17 protein-coding genes are annotated in these 17,310 nt (G+C 63.2%); 8 read left to right on the top strand and 9 right to left on the bottom strand.

What is annotated here, in order from left to right; genetic code table 11:
* Nucleotides 1-456 (top strand): thioesterase domain-containing protein, encoded by a 456-nt coding sequence (locus tag CF161_RS27120; RefSeq protein ID WP_020299833.1) that lies wholly within the window; start codon nucleotides 1-3, stop codon nucleotides 454-456.
* A gap of 18 nt (nucleotides 457-474) precedes the next feature.
* Here the strand turns inward: CF161_RS27120 and cysQ are convergent, their stop codons facing one another.
* Both cysQ and nudE read right to left on the bottom strand, forming a co-directional pair.
* Nucleotides 475-1,302 (bottom strand): 3'(2'),5'-bisphosphate nucleotidase CysQ, encoded by an 828-nt coding sequence (gene cysQ / locus CF161_RS27115; protein ID WP_020299832.1) that lies wholly within the window; start codon nucleotides 1,300-1,302, stop codon nucleotides 475-477.
* Between the two features lie 11 nt (nucleotides 1,303-1,313).
* Nucleotides 1,314-1,880, bottom strand: coding sequence for an ADP compounds hydrolase NudE (gene nudE / locus CF161_RS27110; RefSeq protein WP_020299831.1), 567 nt, complete (start codon nucleotides 1,878-1,880; stop codon nucleotides 1,314-1,316).
* 89 nt (nucleotides 1,881-1,969) lie between these two features.
* On the opposite strand from nudE, the gene yrfG reads away from it, so the two are divergent.
* A complete protein-coding gene (gene yrfG, locus CF161_RS27105) occupies nucleotides 1,970-2,632 on the top strand; it encodes a GMP/IMP nucleotidase (protein WP_020299830.1) in 663 nt (220 codons plus the stop codon).
* Between the two features lie 80 nt (nucleotides 2,633-2,712).
* Here yrfG and lysM read toward each other — a convergent pair whose 3' ends face one another.
* Complete coding sequence (lysM, locus tag CF161_RS27100; RefSeq protein WP_020299829.1) at nucleotides 2,713-3,153, bottom strand: peptidoglycan-binding protein LysM; 441 nt, start codon at nucleotides 3,151-3,153, stop codon at nucleotides 2,713-2,715.
* Between the two features lie 138 nt (nucleotides 3,154-3,291).
* Between lysM and CF161_RS27095 the strand changes: the two genes are divergently transcribed.
* The 4 genes from CF161_RS27095 (at nucleotide 3,292) to CF161_RS27080 (ending at nucleotide 8,186) form a co-directional block, all read left to right on the top strand.
* Nucleotides 3,292-4,179: a LysR family transcriptional regulator gene (locus CF161_RS27095; RefSeq protein WP_020299828.1), complete on the top strand. Its 888-nt coding sequence runs from the start codon at nucleotides 3,292-3,294 to the stop codon at nucleotides 4,177-4,179.
* Between the two features lie 94 nt (nucleotides 4,180-4,273).
* Nucleotides 4,274-5,113 (top strand): formate dehydrogenase accessory sulfurtransferase FdhD, encoded by an 840-nt coding sequence (gene fdhD, locus CF161_RS27090; protein WP_020299827.1) that lies wholly within the window; start codon nucleotides 4,274-4,276, stop codon nucleotides 5,111-5,113.
* Complete coding sequence (locus tag CF161_RS27085; protein ID WP_020299826.1) at nucleotides 5,110-7,458, top strand: FdhF/YdeP family oxidoreductase; 2,349 nt, start codon at nucleotides 5,110-5,112, stop codon at nucleotides 7,456-7,458. Before fdhD ends, CF161_RS27085 begins: the two co-directional genes overlap by 4 nt.
* Nucleotides 7,459-7,712: 254 nt before the next feature.
* Entirely contained in the window at nucleotides 7,713-8,186 is a 474-nt protein-coding gene (locus CF161_RS27080; RefSeq protein ID WP_020299825.1) for a YMGG-like glycine zipper-containing protein, read from the top strand.
* A 67-nt stretch (nucleotides 8,187-8,253) separates the two neighbouring features.
* Here CF161_RS27080 and CF161_RS27075 read toward each other — a convergent pair whose 3' ends face one another.
* From CF161_RS27075 to CF161_RS27055, 5 genes are all read right to left on the bottom strand, one after another.
* Nucleotides 8,254-8,697 carry a thioesterase family protein gene (locus CF161_RS27075; protein ID WP_020299824.1) on the bottom strand — a complete coding sequence of 148 codons (444 nt, stop codon included), beginning with the start codon at nucleotides 8,695-8,697 and terminating at the stop codon, nucleotides 8,254-8,256.
* Nucleotides 8,698-8,865: 168 nt separating this feature from the next.
* A complete protein-coding gene (locus CF161_RS27070) occupies nucleotides 8,866-10,092 on the bottom strand; it encodes a 3-hydroxyacyl-CoA dehydrogenase (protein ID WP_020299823.1) in 1,227 nt (408 codons plus the stop codon).
* Between the two features lie 129 nt (nucleotides 10,093-10,221).
* Nucleotides 10,222-12,156, bottom strand: coding sequence for an ATP-dependent DNA helicase RecQ (locus CF161_RS27065; RefSeq protein ID WP_020299822.1), 1,935 nt, complete (start codon nucleotides 12,154-12,156; stop codon nucleotides 10,222-10,224).
* A 226-nt stretch (nucleotides 12,157-12,382) separates the two neighbouring features.
* Nucleotides 12,383-13,513, bottom strand: a complete 1,131-nt coding sequence (locus CF161_RS27060) for a polysaccharide deacetylase family protein (protein WP_043230474.1) — start codon at nucleotides 13,511-13,513, stop codon at nucleotides 12,383-12,385.
* Between the two features lie 66 nt (nucleotides 13,514-13,579).
* Nucleotides 13,580-14,755, bottom strand: coding sequence for a tetratricopeptide repeat protein (locus CF161_RS27055; protein WP_020299820.1), 1,176 nt, complete (start codon nucleotides 14,753-14,755; stop codon nucleotides 13,580-13,582).
* Between the two features lie 206 nt (nucleotides 14,756-14,961).
* Here CF161_RS27055 and CF161_RS27050 point away from each other — a divergent pair, with 206 nt between their 5' ends.
* On the top strand, nucleotides 14,962-15,246 hold the full coding sequence (locus CF161_RS27050; protein ID WP_020299819.1) for a hypothetical protein: 285 nt from the start codon (nucleotides 14,962-14,964) through the stop codon (nucleotides 15,244-15,246).
* A 2-nt stretch (nucleotides 15,247-15,248) separates the two neighbouring features.
* On the top strand, nucleotides 15,249-15,602 hold the full coding sequence (locus CF161_RS27045) for a DUF1493 family protein (protein ID WP_020299818.1): 354 nt from the start codon (nucleotides 15,249-15,251) through the stop codon (nucleotides 15,600-15,602).
* Nucleotides 15,603-15,767: 165 nt separating this feature from the next.
* Here CF161_RS27045 and CF161_RS27040 read toward each other — a convergent pair whose 3' ends face one another.
* On the bottom strand, nucleotides 15,768-17,309 hold the full coding sequence (locus tag CF161_RS27040; RefSeq protein ID WP_020299817.1) for a phosphoenolpyruvate carboxykinase: 1,542 nt from the start codon (nucleotides 17,307-17,309) through the stop codon (nucleotides 15,768-15,770).
* Between the last annotated feature and the right edge of the window lies 1 nt (nucleotide 17,310).

Genomic DNA, 17,310 nt, shown 5'->3' with positions numbered 1-17,310 from the left:
ATGAACAGCGACAGTCGTTACCTGGAATCCGTGCTCCATCACGACATCCCGCTCACCCGGGACATGGGGCTCAAGGTGCTCGACTGGCAGGCGCGGCAACTGCGCCTGTCACTGCCGCTGGCGGCCAACGTCAACCACAAGAGCACCATGTTCGGCGGCAGCCTGTATTGCGGCGCGGTGCTGGTGGGCTGGGGCTGGCTGCACCTGCGGCTCAAGGAAGAAGGGATCGAGGACGGGCACATCGTGATCCAGGAAGGCCAGATCAGTTATCCGCTGCCCGTGACCCGCGACGCCACGGCCATCTGCAGCGCGCCCAGCGATGCGCAATGGACGAAATTCCTGCGCACCTATGAACGTCACGGGCGGGCGCGGCTGAGCCTGGAGACGCGGATCGTCAACGAGGGAAGCGATGCCGACGCGGTGCGCTTTACCGGGCAGTACGTGCTGCACCGCTGAGCACCGCGACGACGACCATCAGCTGCGCGCCAACTCCAGCAGCTTCTGGCGCCAGGTCGCCTTGGCCGGCAACGCCAGGAAAAACTCATTGAGCAGCGATTCACGCGCCGGGTAGCAGAACGGCGCGCCACTCAAGTCCAGTACTTCACCACCGGCCCCCTCGAGCACGCCCTGGGCGGCGGCAGTGTCCCATTGCGAGGTCGGGGCCAGTCGGGGGTAACAATCGGCGGCGCCTTCGGCCAGCAGGCAGAATTTCAGCGAGCTGCCGATATTCGCCAGTTGCAGTTCGCCCAGGCTGGCGCTGAGCCCGGCCAGCAGGCGCTCCTGCTCCGGGCTGGAATGACGCCGGCTGGCGACCACGGTGAAGGCCTGGCCGGCAGCCGGTGCTTCGCGCACCTGGATCGGCACCGGCGCCTGGCCACGGTCGGCGCGCCAGGCACCCAGGCCGGCACCGCCGCAGTAGCTGCGACCGTTGGTCGGCATCGTGACCACGCCAAACACCACGCGACCCTGTTCGATCAGGGCGATATTGACGGTGAACTCTTCGCTGCCGGAAATGAATTCCTTGGTGCCATCCAGCGGATCAACCAGCCACCAGCGCTGCCAGCCGGCGCGCACCGCCTGTGGAATGTTCGCGTCCTCTTCGGACAATACCGGGATGCTCGGGTCCAGCGCGGTCAGGCCGGCCAGGATCAGATGGTGCGCAGCCAAGTCCGCGGCGGTCACCGGCGAGTCATCGGTTTTTTGCGTCACCGCCACATCGGCGCGCCAGAACGGCAGGATTGCCTCGCCAGCCTGCAAGGCCAACTCGATCACCGGCGCCAGCAACGGGTGGGGAAAGGTCATCGATGCCTGACTCATGCCGGAAACACTCCGCGCTGGGTCAGCAGGTCACGGGCCAGGTACAGCGCCGCCAAGGCACGGCCTTCGGTGAAGTTGGGGTTCTGGGCCAGGCCCGAGAGTTCACGCAGGTTGATCTTGTCCACGCCCATCGGCTCGGGCTCGTCGCCTTCCAGGCTTTCTTCGTAGAGGTCGGTGGCCAGCACCACCTGGATTTTCTGGCTCATGTAACCGGGCGACAAGGACAACTCGGTCAGGTGCTCCAGCTGCCGTGCGCCATACCCGGCTTCCTCCTTGAGTTCCCGCTCGGCCGCGGCCAGCACATCCTCGCCCGGCTCGATCAGGCCCTTGGGCAACGACAGTTCATAGGCATCGGTACCGCCGCAGTATTCTTCCACCAGCACCGCGTGCTCGGCATCGAGCATCGCCACGATCATCACTGCGCCATAACCGGCGCCTTTGCCCACCAGGCGTTCATAGGTACGTTCCACGCCATTGGAAAAGCGCAACTGCACTTCTTCGACACAAAACAGACGGCTGGTGGCGACGATCTCGCGGGCGAGTACAGTGGGTTTCTGGCGCATGAAGGGCTCCTTGGCGTGAACGCGCTACTATAACGCGGCTTTCCCGATAGTTTGTGTCGGATATCTTTCTACCGCTCGAGACGTTTCCCATGCCTTCACTGCCCTGGCGCGATATCGACACCGTTCTGCTGGATATGGACGGCACCCTGCTCGACCTGCATTACGACAACCACTTCTGGATGGAGCACCTGCCCCAGCGTTACGCCGAGCTGCACGGAGTCAGCCGGGCCATGGCCGAGATGGAGCTGCAGCCCCTGTTCGAGAACAACGCCGGCCAGTTGAAGTGGTATTGCCTGGACTTCTGGAGCGCCGAACTGAAGCTGCCGGTGCGCGAACTGAAGCTGGAAACCGCCCACCTGATTGCCCTGCGCCCTGACGCCGACACCTTCCTGGCCGCCATCAAACAGGCCGGCAAACGTGTGGTACTGATCACCAACGCCCACCGCGACTCGCTGTCACTGAAGCTGGAGCGGATCGAACTGGCGCCTTACTTCGAACGCCTGATCAGCTCCCATGACTACGGTTTCGCCAAGGAAAACCCGCAGTTCTGGGATGCCCTGCAGGCCGATATCGGGTTTGACCCGAGCCGCAGCCTGTTTATCGATGACACCCTGCCGATCCTGCGCAGCGCGCGGGACTTCGGCGTGGCTCATCTGTTGGCGGTGCGTGAACCGGACAGCCGCAAAGGGCCGAAAGACACCGCGGAGTTCGCGGCGGTGGGAGATTATCGAGACTTGATCGAGGGGCTGTAGAAGGGCCCGGGATCAGGTGTTGGATGTCAGGGCCAGCGCAGCCTGCGGCAGGCTGCGCTGGCCCTATCAGGCACCCACCATCACTCGGGAATTCGCAGCACCTGACCCGGATAGATCTTGTCCGGATGGGACAGCAGCGGCTTGTTGGCCTCAAAGATCTTGTTGTACTTGTTGGCGTCGCCGTACTGCACCTTGGCAATCGCGCTCAGGGTGTCGCCCTTCTTCACGGTGACAAACACCGCCGCCACTGCCACCGGCCCGGTCACGGTGATCTGGTCGTCGACACTGCCGACGCCGGCGATATTGCCCACGGCCAGGAGGATTTTTTCTTTCTCTTCCTGGCTTGCGACCTCACCGGTCACCGTGACCTTGTCGCCGTCGACGCTGGCCTGCACATTCGGATTGCCCAGGCCGACCTTGGCAATGTGTTCCTTCAACTGCTCGCTCGCATTGGCGTTACCCGGCGTCAACAGATCAATAAGCTTTTCGCCTGCTTCTTTCACAAAGCTAAAAATACTCATGGTGCACACTCCTTGGGTTATGGGGTCCAGACGCGAAAGACTAGACCAGCCTCGGCAGATGAGGTTCAAAAGCGACCAGTGACCCAGTGCCGCACAAGCACGCTAGAATCGGCACCTTCCCGGCGCCCTGGAGCGAAGATGGACATCAAGCAGCTGAAATTCCTCATCGCCCTCGATGAAACCCGGCATTTCGGCCAGGCCGCCGCCCGTTGCCATATCACCCAACCCACCCTGTCCATGCGCCTGCGCAGCCTGGAAGAAGAGCTGCAACTGCCGCTGGTCAATCGCGGCCAGCGCTTCGAGGGGTTTACCGCCCCGGGCGAGCGGGTGCTGGCCTGGGCACGCACCGTGCTGGCGGCCTATGACGGGTTGCAGGCGGAAGCTGCCGCCTGTCGCGGCAATCTGGTCGGCACCCTGCGCCTGGGGGTGGTGCCGCTGTCGAGCTTCGACCCGCAGCACTTGATGCAGGCCCTGCACCAGCAGCACCCGAACTTGCGCTTCGAGCTTTCGGCCTTGAGCTCCGAACAGATCCTCGAACAACTGGCGAGCAACCGCCTGGACCTCGGCGTGTCCTACCTGGAGCGCCTGGACACCGAGCGTTTCGATTCCCTGGCCCTGGGCGAAACCCGCATGGGCTTGCTCTACGACCAACGGTTTTTCAGTTTCGGCGAGCAGCCCCTGAGCTGGGAGGCGCTGATCGAACTGCCCCTGGGCATGCTCACCAGCGGCATGCATTTTCGCCAATCCATCGACCACAACTTCCACAGCCGAGGCCTTAGCCCGCAACCGCTGTTACAAACCGATGCAGTTCATCAGCTGGTGCAAATGGTCCATGGCGGTTTCTGCTGCGCGGTGATGCCGCTGGAAGGCGGCCTGGAAACCCTCACCGAGCACTTGCGCCTGCAACCCATCGAAGGCGCCCAGACCCTGGCGCGGTTGGGTTTGATCATGCGGCGCAGCGCGCCACGCTCAGCCTTGGCCGAGGCCTGTTTCGCGCTTTACCAGAAATCGCCCAAACCTTCTTGATCGACGCCATCTATCAACGCATCAGTACTAGCAATTAGACGTGACACTTTGCCGCGCTTAGTCTTGGCGCTGAATACTCCGCTGGTATTGCCCCATGACCGCCAAGCGCCCGACCCGCGCGACGCCAGCCCTAGAAACGCCCGCGCCCGCCGCCAGTCAGAACTACAGCTACAGCAACCTTGAACACTGCGAATCGGACAGCACCGCGCTGGCCGAGGAAGTCGCCCTGGCGATCGCCTACAACGGCATCAGCCAGGCGGTGATGCTCGTGACCCCGTCGGACCTTGAAGACTTTATCGTCGGCTTCAGCCTGGGCAGCGGCATCATCAGCGACGCGACCGAGATCTATGACCTGCAACTGAGCGGTTCGGGCTCGGCGCAGTACGCGCAAGTGGAAATCGCCAACCGCGCGTTCTGGAACCTCAAGCAGCAACGTCGTCAGCTGGCTGGCACCAGCGGCTGCGGCCTGTGCGGCGTCGAGGCCGTGGAACAGGCACTGCCCGACCTCAAGGTCTTGCCCGGCGCCCCTTTGCCACCGGCGGCCTGGCTTGACGGCCTGCGCCAGCGCATCGGCAGCTTCCAGCCCCTGGGCCAGCATTGCGGCGCGGTGCACGCGGCGGTGTTCATGAACCACCAGGGGCAGTTGCTGCTGGGCCGGGAAGACATCGGCCGGCACAACGCCCTGGACAAGCTGATCGGCGCACTGATCCGCCAGGACATCCCCACGGCCGGCGGCGTGGCCATTGTCACCAGCCGCTGCAGCCTGGAACTGATCCAGAAAGTCCTGCGCGCGGGCATCCAGACCCTGGTCAGCCTGTCGGCCCCCACCGGCCTGGCCGTGCAATGGGCACGCCGGCACAACCTCAACCTCATTCACCTGCCGCAGAAAAGTGCGCCGCGGGTCTATAGCCCCGTGATGGAGAACCAAGCGTGAGCAACCACAACCAAGCCGACCAGACCCCAACCCCGCGCTACAAGCCCTACAAAGGCGCGGCCGGCGGCTGGGGGGCGCTGATCAGCGTGGCCCAGGCCTGGCTGACCAGCGACAACGCGCTGAAGAACCTGCGCATGATGCTCAAGACCAACCAGAACGGCGGCTTCGACTGCCCGGGCTGTGCCTGGGGCGACTCGCCGGAAAGCGGCATGGTCAAGTTCTGCGAAAACGGCGCCAAGGCGGTCAACTGGGAAGCCACCAAACGCCGCGTGGACGGGGCGTTCTTCGCCAAGCACAGCGTGACCTCGCTGCTGGAACAGAGTGACTACTGGCTCGAATACCAGGGGCGCCTCACCGAACCCCTGAGCTACGACGCCGCCAGCGACCGCTACAAACCCATCAGCTGGGAAGCCGCGTTCGCCTTGATCGGCCAGCATTTGCAGGCGCTGCCGAGCCCGGACATGGCCGAGTTCTACACCTCGGGCCGGGCCAGCAACGAAGCGGCGTACCTGTACCAGCTGTTTGTGCGCGCCTATGGCACCAACAACTTCCCCGACTGCTCGAACATGTGCCACGAAGCCAGCGGCGTGGCCCTGGCGCAAAGCGTCGGCGTCGGCAAAGGCACGGTGACCTTCGACGATTTCGAGCATGCGGATGCGATTTTTGTCTGGGGCCAGAACCCCGGCACCAACCACCCGCGCATGCTCGAACCGCTGCGTGAAGCGGTGAAGCGCGGGGCCCAGGTGGTGTGCGTCAACCCGCTGAAAGAGCGCGGCCTGGAACGCTTCCAGCATCCGCAGCACCCGCTGGAAATGCTCACCAACGGTGACAAGCCCACCAACACTGCCTACTTCCGCCCGGCCCTGGGTGGCGACATGGCGCTGGTGCGCGGCATGGCCAAGTTCCTGCTGCTGTGGGAACGCGAGGCGCAGAAAGCCGGCAGCCCGTCGGTGTTCGACCACGACTTCCTGAATGAACACACCGCCAGCGTGCTCGAGTACCTGGGGGTGATCGATGACACCTCCTGGGAGCAGATCGTCGAGCAGTCCGGCCTGACCCTGGTCGAGATCGAGCAAGCGGCGCGCATGTACGCCAAGGGCAAGAACGTGATCATGTGCTGGGCCATGGGCATCACCCAGCATCGGCATTCCGTGGCAACCATCCAGGAAATCGCCAACCTGATGCTGCTGCGCGGCAATATCGGGCGCCCGGGCGCAGGCCTGTGCCCAGTGCGCGGCCACAGTAACGTGCAGGGCGACCGCACCATGGGCATCAACGAACGGCCTCCGGTGGCGTTTCTCGACGCCCTGGAGCGACGCTTCCAGTTCAAGGTGCCACGCAGCGACGGGCACAACGTGGTCGAGGCGATCCACGCCATGGCCGAGGGCCGTTCGAAGGTCTTTATCGCCCTGGGCGGCAACTTCGCCCAGGCCACCCCGGACAGCCCGCGGACCTTCCAGGCCCTGAGCAACTGCGACCTCACGGTGCAGATCAGCACCAAGCTCAACCGCAGCCACCTGGCCCATGGCAAACAGGCCCTGATCCTGCCGTGCCTGGGGCGTACCGACATCGACCTGCAGAGCGAAGGCCCGCAGGCAGTGACCGTGGAAGACTCGTTCAGCATGGTGCACGCCTCCAACGGCCAGCTGCAGCCGCTGTCGCAACAGATGCGCTCGGAGCCGTGGATCATCGCCGGCATCGCCGCCGCAGCCTTGGGCAGCCGCCCGGTGGACTGGAACTGGCTGGTGGCCGACTACGGGCGCATCCGCGACCTGATCGCCGACACCATTCCAGGCTTCAAGGACTTCAACCAGCGCCTGCAAAACCCGGGCGGCTTCTACCTCGGCAACTCGGCCGGCGCGCGGCGCTGGAGCACCGCGTCCGGTCGCGCCAACTTCCGCGCCAACGTGCTGCCCAAGGACCTGGTCCATGAACGCACCCGGGCCACCGGGCAGATACCGGACCTGATCATGCAGTCCATGCGCTCCCACGATCAGTACAACACCACGATCTATGGCCTGGACGACCGCTATCGCGGGGTCAAGGGCCAGCGCGATGTGCTGTTCGTCAACGAAGCGGACATCATCCGGCTGGGCTTCAAGCCGGGGCAGAAGGCCGACATCGTGTCGATCTGGGACGACGGCCGCGAACGTCGGGTCAAGGGCTTCACCCTGCTGGCCTTCGATATTCCGGCGGGCCAGGCAGCGGCCTATTACCCGGAGGTCAACCCGCTGGTGCCGCTGGAAAGCACCGGCGACGGCAGCCATACGCCGACCTCGAAGTTCGTGGCGATTCGCCTGGAAGCCGCCAGTGACAGTGGGTTGATCATGGCCAAGTCGGCGTAAATCGATGGCGGCCCCGGCTCCATCACCATGGAGCCGGGGTTGTCAGCCGGGCTTTTCCAGCGCGCAAAAAAAAGCCGCTTTTGTGCAAAAGCGGCCTGTCCGAAGTAGCTAAAGACCCGCCAAAACGACTTAAGTTCCACAACCAAAACAATAACTTACGAGATTGTGTACAACTCGTGCTATTCGTCGGATTTTGATTGTAAGCCTTCAGACACAGCCTCAGGATCGCGCCGTCATCCCTTTGAGGTTCCTCTATGAAGTTTTCCTCGATTCTCTTGTTGTCCCTTGGCCTGGTCAGCGGCTTCGCCTCTGCCGGAGGCACCACTGAAGCAGGTGTGGGCGGCGCATTGGGCGGGGTTCTGGGCTCGGTGGTCGGTCAGTCGATCGGCGGCAATACCGGCTCGGCCATCGGCGCGGCATTGGGCGGCGCGGGCGGCAGTGCGGTGGGTGCCGACAAACGCAGCCGTGGCCAGGCAGCCATTGGCGGCGCCTTGGGCGCAGCGGGCGGCAACGTGGTCGGGCGCAGCATGGGTGGCAACACCGGCAGCCTGATCGGCGCAGCGGCAGGCGGTGGCGCCGGCGGCGCACTGGGTAACTACATGGGCAATGAAAGTGCGCGCGACGATCGCGAGTACCGTGGTCGCGACAACCGCCGCTACTACCGTGACGATCACCGCGGTCGCGGCCATGCGTATGGCCACCGCAAACATCGCCATCACCGCGACTGATCAACGCGGCTCAAGCCTGCGCCCGAGCGCAGGCTCTGCAGGCATCGCCGGGACCCTGGGCCGCGGCTTAGCGGATCGGCTCCAGCACCAGACGTTCCAACGCTTCACGTAATCCGGCCGGCAGCGCCACCGGCCGATTCGACGCCCGCTCTACAAACACATGCACAAAGCGCCCGGCAGCACAGGCATCCTCCTCCCCCGCCTTGAATACCGCCAACTCGTACTGCACCGAACTGTTGCCCAGCTTGCCGACCCGCAGGCCGATTTCAATACGCTCGGGAAAGGCGATCGAGGCGAAGTAGTCGCAGGCGGAACTCACCACAAACCCCACCACGTCACCGTCATGGATATCCAGCCCACCCTCTTCGATCAGGTAGGTGTTTACCGCCGTGTCGAAGAAGCTGTAGTAGGTGACGTTATTCACATGCCCATACACATCGTTGTCGTGCCAACGGGTGATGATCGGCTGAAAGTGGCGATAGTCGCTGCGTTGCGGCATCCGCTCGGTCATAAGGCTCTCTCACAATTCTGGTAGGCGCGGGCTGGCCCGCGAGGGCGATCCATTGATCGCGCGGGATGCCACATATGGTTATTTGCCTGGCAGATCCCGCAGCGCAGCCTCGCACAGTTTGGCGTGCAGCCCAAAGGGACAGGGCCTGCCAGCAAACATCAACCGCGCCTAGCGTTGGGCAAACCCTTTACCGGCTTGCGCCAGTTCAGTGAGCAGGCGTGCCGGCTGCCAGTGCTCGCCCAACTCGGCCTCAAGCCGCAGCAGACGCTGGTGCACAGCCGCCAGCCCTTGCCGATCGGCCCAGCTCATCGGCCCGCCCTGGTCCTTGGGAAAGCCATAGCCGTTGAGATAAACCAGGTCGATGTCGTGGGCCGACTCGGCAATGCCTTCCTCGAGGATCTTCGCCCCCTCGTTGACCAATGCCAGCAGGCAGCGCTCAAGAATCTCCTCGGGGCCGATCTGCCGGCGCTGATAGCCCAGGCCCTCGCTGACCTGCTGCACCAGGGCATCCACCTCAAGATCGTGCTCCGCCTGACGGCTGCCGGGCTCGTAGTGGTAATAGCCGTTGCCGCTTTTTTGGCCGAAGCGCCCCAGCTCGCACAGACGATTATCGACCTGCACCTCGGGCTCATCCTGGCCGACGCCGTCCAGTTGCCGGGCCCGCCAGCCCAGGTCGATACCCACCACGTCGTACATGCGAAACGGCCCCATGGCGAAACCAAAACCTTGCAGGGCCGCATCCACCTGGTAGGGGAAAGCGCCCTCGAGCAACATCTTGCGCGCCTCCAGCACGTAGGTATTGAGCATGCGGTTGCCGATAAAACCGAAACAGTTCCCCGCCACCACACTGACCTTGCCCATGCGCCGGCCCAGGGCCAGGGCCGCCTCGAGCACCTCGGGTGCAGTGCGCGCGCCGCGCACCACTTCGAGCAGTTTCATGATGTGCGCCGGGCTGAAAAAGTGCAGCCCCAGCACCTGTTGCGGACGCTGGGTGACGGCAGCGATGGCGTCGATATCAAGAGCCGAGGTGTTGCTGGCCAGGATCGCTTCGGGCTTGAGCAGGACATCGAGTTGGCGAAAGATCTGTTGCTTGAGCTCGAGGTTCTCGTAGACCGCCTCGATCACCAGGTCGACCTCGCGGATCGCCGGATAGTCCGCAGCGGCGCTGACCCTTGCGATACGCGCGTCGGCTTCGGCCTGCTCGATCCGCCCCTGGCGCACGTTGTGCGCGTAGGTCTCGGCCACCGCCAGCAACGCCTGCTCCAGCATCTGCGGGTTGTTGTCCACCCACTGCACCCGCACCCCGGCATTGGCCAGGCACATTACGATTCCGCGGCCCATGGTGCCCGCGCCAATCACGGCGGCGTGCTGAATATCGACGGCTGTCTGGCTCATATTGGCTCTCTTGTTGGCGATGCGAAGACAGCCCACACCATAGTCAGGCACCGGGTATTTTTGAAATTTATTCCTGTGATGAGGGCCATTCAGCAGATGGATGCAGCAGCGGCTGCACTCACCCGAACCTCAAGCGCGCAGGTTGCTGTCGGCCCAGTCCCGCACCTCGGCGTAGGGGTAATCTTCAAGCGCCGCAAACCCGGGGATGGCCCGCGCCTTGAGCTTGGTGAACAGCGGCACACTGATGCCGCACACAAACCGCGTCAGGCGCTCGGCACCCGGCAAGTGCCCGGTGTGCTGCTGATGCCTGTGGATAAAAGGCTCGCAGAGCTCGGCAAAGTTTTTATCCACAAGCGCAGGCAAGTCGGGCGGCGCCGGCAGACGCGCCACCTGACCGTGACACACCGAACAATGCCCGCAACGGCGCGGCGCATTATCGTCGCCAAAGTACTGCGCCAGGCGGTAACCCAGGCACTGCTCGGTGCCGAACAGATCGAGCATGGCGTGGATCCGCGCAATCTCGGCGCCCTCGTGCCGGGTGAAATACCCGTGCAGTTGCGCGCTCAGTTGTGCCGCGTCGAAGTCGGTCTGCAGCAGGCTGTAGACCTCGGTCATTTGCTTGCTTTCCAGCTCGACCCAACCGCGCTCCTGGAAATAATCCAGGGCCTTGACCACGCGGCTGCGCTCGGCCTGATGCTGCAGGTACAGCGCATCGAAATTGACCGTGGCCCAGGTGCGAGCGCGGCTTGAGGTCTGGATGATGGCCTCAACGAAATCCCGCCGCTCGCCCTCAAAACGCGCCAGCAGGGCATCCGGCTCCAGCAGGAACTTGAAGCGGTACTCGGCAAAATAGGCATAACGCGGCGCAATCAAGCCGCGCAGCTCCAGTTGCACCAACAAGGTCTTGAGTGGCAATTGGCGAATATTGCTCTGATCCGCCAGCGGCCCCAGCAGAAACTCCCATTGCCCATCCGGCGCCGCGGCCTGGAGTTCGTCGAGCACACAGCGGATGCCGTCCAGTTCCGGAGTGTCGCCGTAGACGAAGTTCTCCAGCACGTTGAGGCTGTCGCGGTTGGCCAGCACCAGGCAATCCGAGGGCTGCCCGTCACGCCCGGCGCGGCCGATTTCCTGGCTGTAGTTCTCGATGGACTTGGGCAGGTCGAAATGCACCACATTGCGGATGTCGCTCTTGTCGATGCCCATGCCGAAGGCAATGGTGGCGACGATGCAATTGGACTGGCCGCCCATGAACTGGCGCTGGATCGCCTCCCGCTGCTCATGGGGCAAGCCGGCGTGATACGCCTGGGCCTGGATGCCGTGCTGGCTCAGGTGTTGGGCAATCTGCTCGGCGGTTTTCTGCAGGGTGACGTAGACGATGCTCGGCTGCCCGGGCCGTTCGCCCATCCACTGCACCAGGCGCCGGCGTTTGTCCTGCCCGCGCACCGGCTCCACCAGCAGGTTGAGGTTGGGCCGGTAGAAACCGGTGGTGACCACGTCCTGCGGGGCGATGGCGAACTTGGCCTGCATGTCGGCGATCACCTTGGGCGTCGCGGTGGCCGTCAGCAGCAAGGCCTGGGGGATGTTGAACTGGCGCTGGTAGTCCGGCAGCTTCAGGTAGTCCGGGCGGAAGTTGTGCCCCCATTCGGAGATGCAGTGCGCCTCGTCCACCACCAGCAGCGAAATCGGCACCTGTTGCAGGAAATTCCGGAAGCGCTCGTTCTTCAGGCGCTCCACGGAAATCATCAGAATCTTCAGCTCACCGGAGCGCGCACGGGCCATGACGGCGTTGGCGTCGTCGCGGCTCTGGGCGGAATCGATGCTGGCCGCGGCGATGCCGTGGCGTTGCAGGAATGCCAGCTGATCCTGCATCAGCGCCAGCAACGGCGAAACCACCAGGGTCAGGTGCGGCAGCAGCAGGGCCGGCAGCTGATAACACAGGGACTTGCCGGAACCGGTAGGAAAAATCGCCGCCGCCGAACGCCCGCCCAGCACCGCGCTGACCGCAGCCTCCTGGCCCGGGCGAAACTGTGGATAACCAAAGACCTGTTCGAGGGTGTTGTGCATAAGCTGTCACTCCATTGACCGCTGACATGCTTTGAAGCCTAGCGTGGCCCGTCAGCAGGTCGAGAAAAGGTCGAGAGGAAAGGGATACCGGATGATACAGGCACACGGCCAAAGCGGTGGCCGCACCGTAGCCGCTGCCGCAGGCTGCGCTGGCCCGCGACCGCGATTCACCTGACACACCCCTCGGCGCCCAAGCCGGCCAGCGCAGCCTCGACAGCCGCGACAATCAGCGGCCCATACGGCAATCCACCCATTGCACGCCATTGCCCCGATTGGTCTCGAACAGCGCGGGCAAGGCCTTGGCGGCTTTGTCATGGGTGTCGTGAAACAGGATCACGCCACTGCGCCACAGCAGCATCAAGGTTTGCACCCGCTGGCTCGCCGCACGGCTATCAACGGCCTTGCTCCAGTCCTGGGAGTCGATATTCCACAGCATCAACTGCACGCCCTGGGCCTTGAAGAACGCAGCGCTGTCGCTGCGACGCTGGCCATAGGGCGGGCGAAACAGCGGCTGGTACTCCTCGGTCAAGGCTGCGCTGACCAGGCCTGCCGATCGGGTAATCGAACCCTGCCAATCGCGCCAGGAGCTGTGGGACTTGTGCTCCCAGCCATGTAGGCCAACGCATTGATCGCTGTAAAGATTGCGCATGTCGTCCGCCGAGGACTGCTCAAGACGCTTCTGAAATGGCGCGCCCAACACGAAGAAAAAAGCATGCACATCCTCGGCCCGCACCACATCCAACAGGCGGTCGGTAGACCCGCTCCGCGCCGTCGGACCATCGTCGAACGTCAGCAGAAATTGCCGGTCGCCCAGTTCATCGCCAAGGATTTCAGCTTCGGAGAAACGCTCAATCTCACTGCTGACCATCGGGAACAACGCCGCCAGCCGCAATTGCTCACGCAGGTATTGCTGGTGAAAACCCAGGCTGGCCTCAGCCCAGGCGCCATACGTGGCTTTGCTCTGGCCGGTGAAGCCGGCCACCAGTTGGCGGAACTCCCCCAGGTTGCGCACCCTCAGGCAGAACGCCTCACCCTCACACTGCTGGCTGGCCAGGCGGAAGTTGTTCAGCAGCCGCTGCCAGAAACGCTCACGCACCCGGTTCACCGCTGCCAGGTCGAGATGCTTGACCCCCAGCTGTTGCTGCAGCGCCTTTTCATCCAGTGCTTCGCTGGCCAATAGCGCCTTGGCGAACATCAGAATCTCGGCGCGGGAGGCGGTGTCGAAGCCCTCGACGCTGTTCAGGGTAGTTGGCCAACCGCTGCGGTCGATGGTGGCAAAAACCAGCGGCCCCGCAGCAGAAGTCACGCAAGGAGTCAGATAAAACGCAGACATCAAAAGGAGAATTCTTAAGCGCATAGCCACTTCCTAAAATACACAACGCGCCAGGGTAGGCGCGTTGTGGGTAGAACTTTGTCAGGGAGATCAGAGTTTTCTAACGCGCTCGATGGCCTGGTCATACACCGGGCTGGCCTTCTGCTCCCGAGCCTTCTGGTACAGGGCCAGGGCATCGGCAAACCGCCCGGCGGCCTCATAGATAGACGCCGAGTTGTAATAGGCGCTGGCACGTACAGTGGCCGCCGTCGCGCCGCTGGCCAGGGCGATGGCCTGATTGTCGGCCTCAAGGGCCCTGGACAGCTCGCCGAGCTTGCGGTGGGTCAGCCCGAGATTACTGTACGCCTGGGCGTAAGACGGGTCCTGCTCGATGGCCTGGCGAAAGAAGTCACGTGAGCGCAGCACGTCACCGGCCTTGTAGGTCGCTTCGCCCTGTTCATTCAGAGTTTTCGCATCGCCCTGAGGCACCGCCCCTACCTCCAGGCTGCTCACCGCGACCTTGTCGTCCAGCAACACCTCGACCTCGCTCATGGCGTCGGCAGGCTCGCCCCGCACTTCGCCGAGGCGATTGATGTCCTGCAGCTCGCTGTTACCGGTAATGCGGAACACCGTCCACAGATTGCCGACGCGCTGGCGCGGCAGCTTGTAGGTGCGTAGCAGGGTTTTGCCCAGGTACAGCTGCACCTTGGCCTGACTCAGGGAAAGCTGGTGGGCGCGCGCGGTAGTGCCGTGGGTGAAGTCATGCACGGCGTAGATGTAACTGTCGCCGGCCTGCTTTTTTTGCAGGGTGATGACTTCCGGGCCCTGACCTGGCTTGTCAGCCCCTTCCAGCAAGGTGTCGGGCCCCTTCAGGGTCTCGAAGTACAGGTTCTTGCCGGGATAGATCAGGCGCGCATCCAGGTCCAGCCCATCGGCCTCCCAGGTCAGCACGATCCGCAGGCCATCGAAGTTCTGCTTCACCGGCAACATGGCGTAGGTTTTGCCATTGCACGGGCAAGGTGCCTCGATCACCACGAGCCCATGCTTTTTCAGGGTCAGAGTGGTGCTCGAGTCGTCCGCCATCTCGGTGTTGAGGCTGAACCGGCCTGAGCCATCGGTCAGCCCGCCAGCGACCTGCTGCCGTGCGGGAAGCAATTGCAGTTGGACCTCGGCGAGCGCCTGCTGGCGGTCCAAGCCATCAACCACTTCAATCGTCCAGGGCAACGCCTGCACCGAACACGCCACCAGCCAGAGCGACAACCACCACGCCATGCGAAACCTGCGCATACCACATCCCTTTACGTGTTAACCGCCATAGGCTGACAGCCCCCGGCCATTTGGCGCGCACGATACACAGATTATCCGCACACTGCTTGAGGAACCTCGCCTGCCACAGCGGCAGGTACTTCCTACTCCCGAGTCTGGCATCATCCTCCTTCACCGAACCCTGCAGTGATCACGCCCCTGCACCACAACCTTGGTAAGCAATCCCCATGAGCAAGCTGCAACACCTGATCGCCGAAGCCAGGCAAGGACTCAGCGTCATGCAGTCCATCAGCGACGAAAAATGGCGAGCCCTTGCCACCCAATGTGGCGCAGCGGAAAGAGCAGAAATCAGACAGCGCATCCAATCGCTGGAGGCCATGAGCCTGGAGGCCGACGAAGGCGATGACGAACAACGGGACGACATCCGTTGTGCCATCGACAACCTCAACCTGCTACTGAGCCTGTCCGAAGCCCATGAGCGGGCCGCCGGCTCTTCTCACAAGGACTGTTAGGCATGCACCTGGCCCCCCACTTCCCCGATGACCCGGCCATGCGCCAGCTCATGCAGTTGCTGCACGAAGAACTTGGCCTGCCCGAGCGCAAGACCATCAGCCTGGATACCGCCATCAACTTCGACCTGGGTTGCGACGGCGCGGATGCCGAACAGCTGATGCTGGCGCTGGAAGAACTGTTCGTCATCGAGTTCGTCGACTACGACGCCTATCGCTACTTCCAGCCCGAAGGCTTCGACGTCTTCCTCAAGCGCCGGGCCAAGGGCCGGGGCGATAAACTGCCGCTGACCATCGGCATGCTGTATCGAGCCATCAAGGCGCAGCGTTGGGACACACAGACGCTGGAAAGCCGCTAGCCCTGAACCAGAGCAGAACCTGAACCTGTTCCGGGACTGATCAGCGCCTCGTTTCCAGCGCCGTTCTGATGGTCGTCAACGCCTGGCGGCGGCAACTGAACCCAAACCTTGCGCCCACAAAAAAGCCGCCCCGAAGGGCGGCTTCTCAAACCACTGAACCGATGCTTACAGCTTCGGGCCGGCAGCCTTGATCGCGTCGCTGACGTCGAACTTCTTGAAGTTCTCGGTGAACAGGCCGGCCAGGGCTTTGGCAGCCTCGTCGTAGGCGGCTTTGTCAGCCCAGGTGTTGCGTGGGTTGAGCAGGCCGGTTTCGACGCCTGGAACGGCCAGTGGCACGTCCAGGTTGATGGTGTCCAGGTGCTCGGTCTCGGCACCGATCAGCGCGCCGCTCTGGATCGCTGCGATCACGCCACGGGTGGTCGGGATGTTGAAGCGTTGGCCGACGCCGTAGCCACCGCCGGTCCAGCCGGTGTTGACCAGGTAGACCTTGGAGCCGAAGCCACGGATGCGCTTGATCAACAGCTCAGCGTATTCGCCAGCCGGACGCGGGAAGAACGGTGCGCCGAAGCAGGTGGAGAAGGTCGACTTGATGCCGGTCCCCGAGCCCATTTCAGTCGAGCCCACCAGCGCGGTGTAGCCGGACAGGAAGTGGTAGGCCGCTTGCTCTTCGCTGAGGATCGACACAGGTGGCAGCACGCCGGTCAGGTCGCAGGTCAGGAAGATCACCGCGTTTGGCTCGCCACCGAGGTTTTTCTCGGAACGCTTGGCAACGTGCTCCAGCGGGTAGGCGGCGCGGCTGTTCTGGGTCAGGCTGACATCGGCGTAGTCGGCGTGCTTGGCGTCATCGATAACGACGTTTTCCAGGACTGCGCCGTGCTTGATGGCTTTCCAGATGACCGGCTCGTTCTTCTCGGACAGGTCGATGCACTTGGCATAGCAACCGCCTTCGATGTTGAACACCACGCCCTCGCCCCAACCGTGTTCGTCGTCACCGATCAGGTAACGGCTTTCGTCGGCGGACAGGGTGGTTTTGCCGGTGCCGGACAGACCGAAGAACAGGGTCACGTCGCCTGCTTCACCGATGTTGGCAGCGCAGTGCATTGGCAGCACGTCGGCGGCCGGCAGCAGGAAGTTCTGCACCGAGAACATGGCTTTCTTCATTTCACCGGCGTAGCGCATGCCGGCGATCAGCACTTTCTTCTGGGCGAAGTTGAGGATCACGCAACCATCGGAGTTGGTGCCATCACGCTCTGGAACGCATTCGAAGTTGGCAACGTTGAGCACCTGCCACTCGTCACGGCCAGCCGGGTTGTACTGGGCCGGGTTGATGAACAGGCAACGACCGAACAGGTTCTGCCAGGCAGTCTGGGTGGTCATTTTCACGGCCAGGTAGTGATCGGCAGACGCCCCTACATGAACATGGGAAACAAAATGTTCCTGCGCGTTGTTGAATGCCTCGACGCGGTTCCACAGGGCATCGAACTTGTCGGCCGGGAACTTGCGGTTGATCGGGCCCCAGGCAATGGCAGCCGAGGTGGACGGCTCTTCAACGATGAAACGATCAACTGGCGAGCGGCCGGTACGGTGACCGGTGCGAACCACCAGCGCGCCGGTATCGGCAAGCTCGCCTTCACCGCGACTCAGGGCTTCTTTGACCAGATCATCGACACTCAGATCGGTGTACACGGCGTTATTGGCTTGCGTCATG

Source organism: Pseudomonas sp. CF161 (assembly GCF_000416215.1).
GTDB lineage: Bacteria > Pseudomonadota > Gammaproteobacteria > Pseudomonadales > Pseudomonadaceae > Aquipseudomonas.
This window is presented reverse-complemented; position numbering and strand designations above follow the sequence as displayed.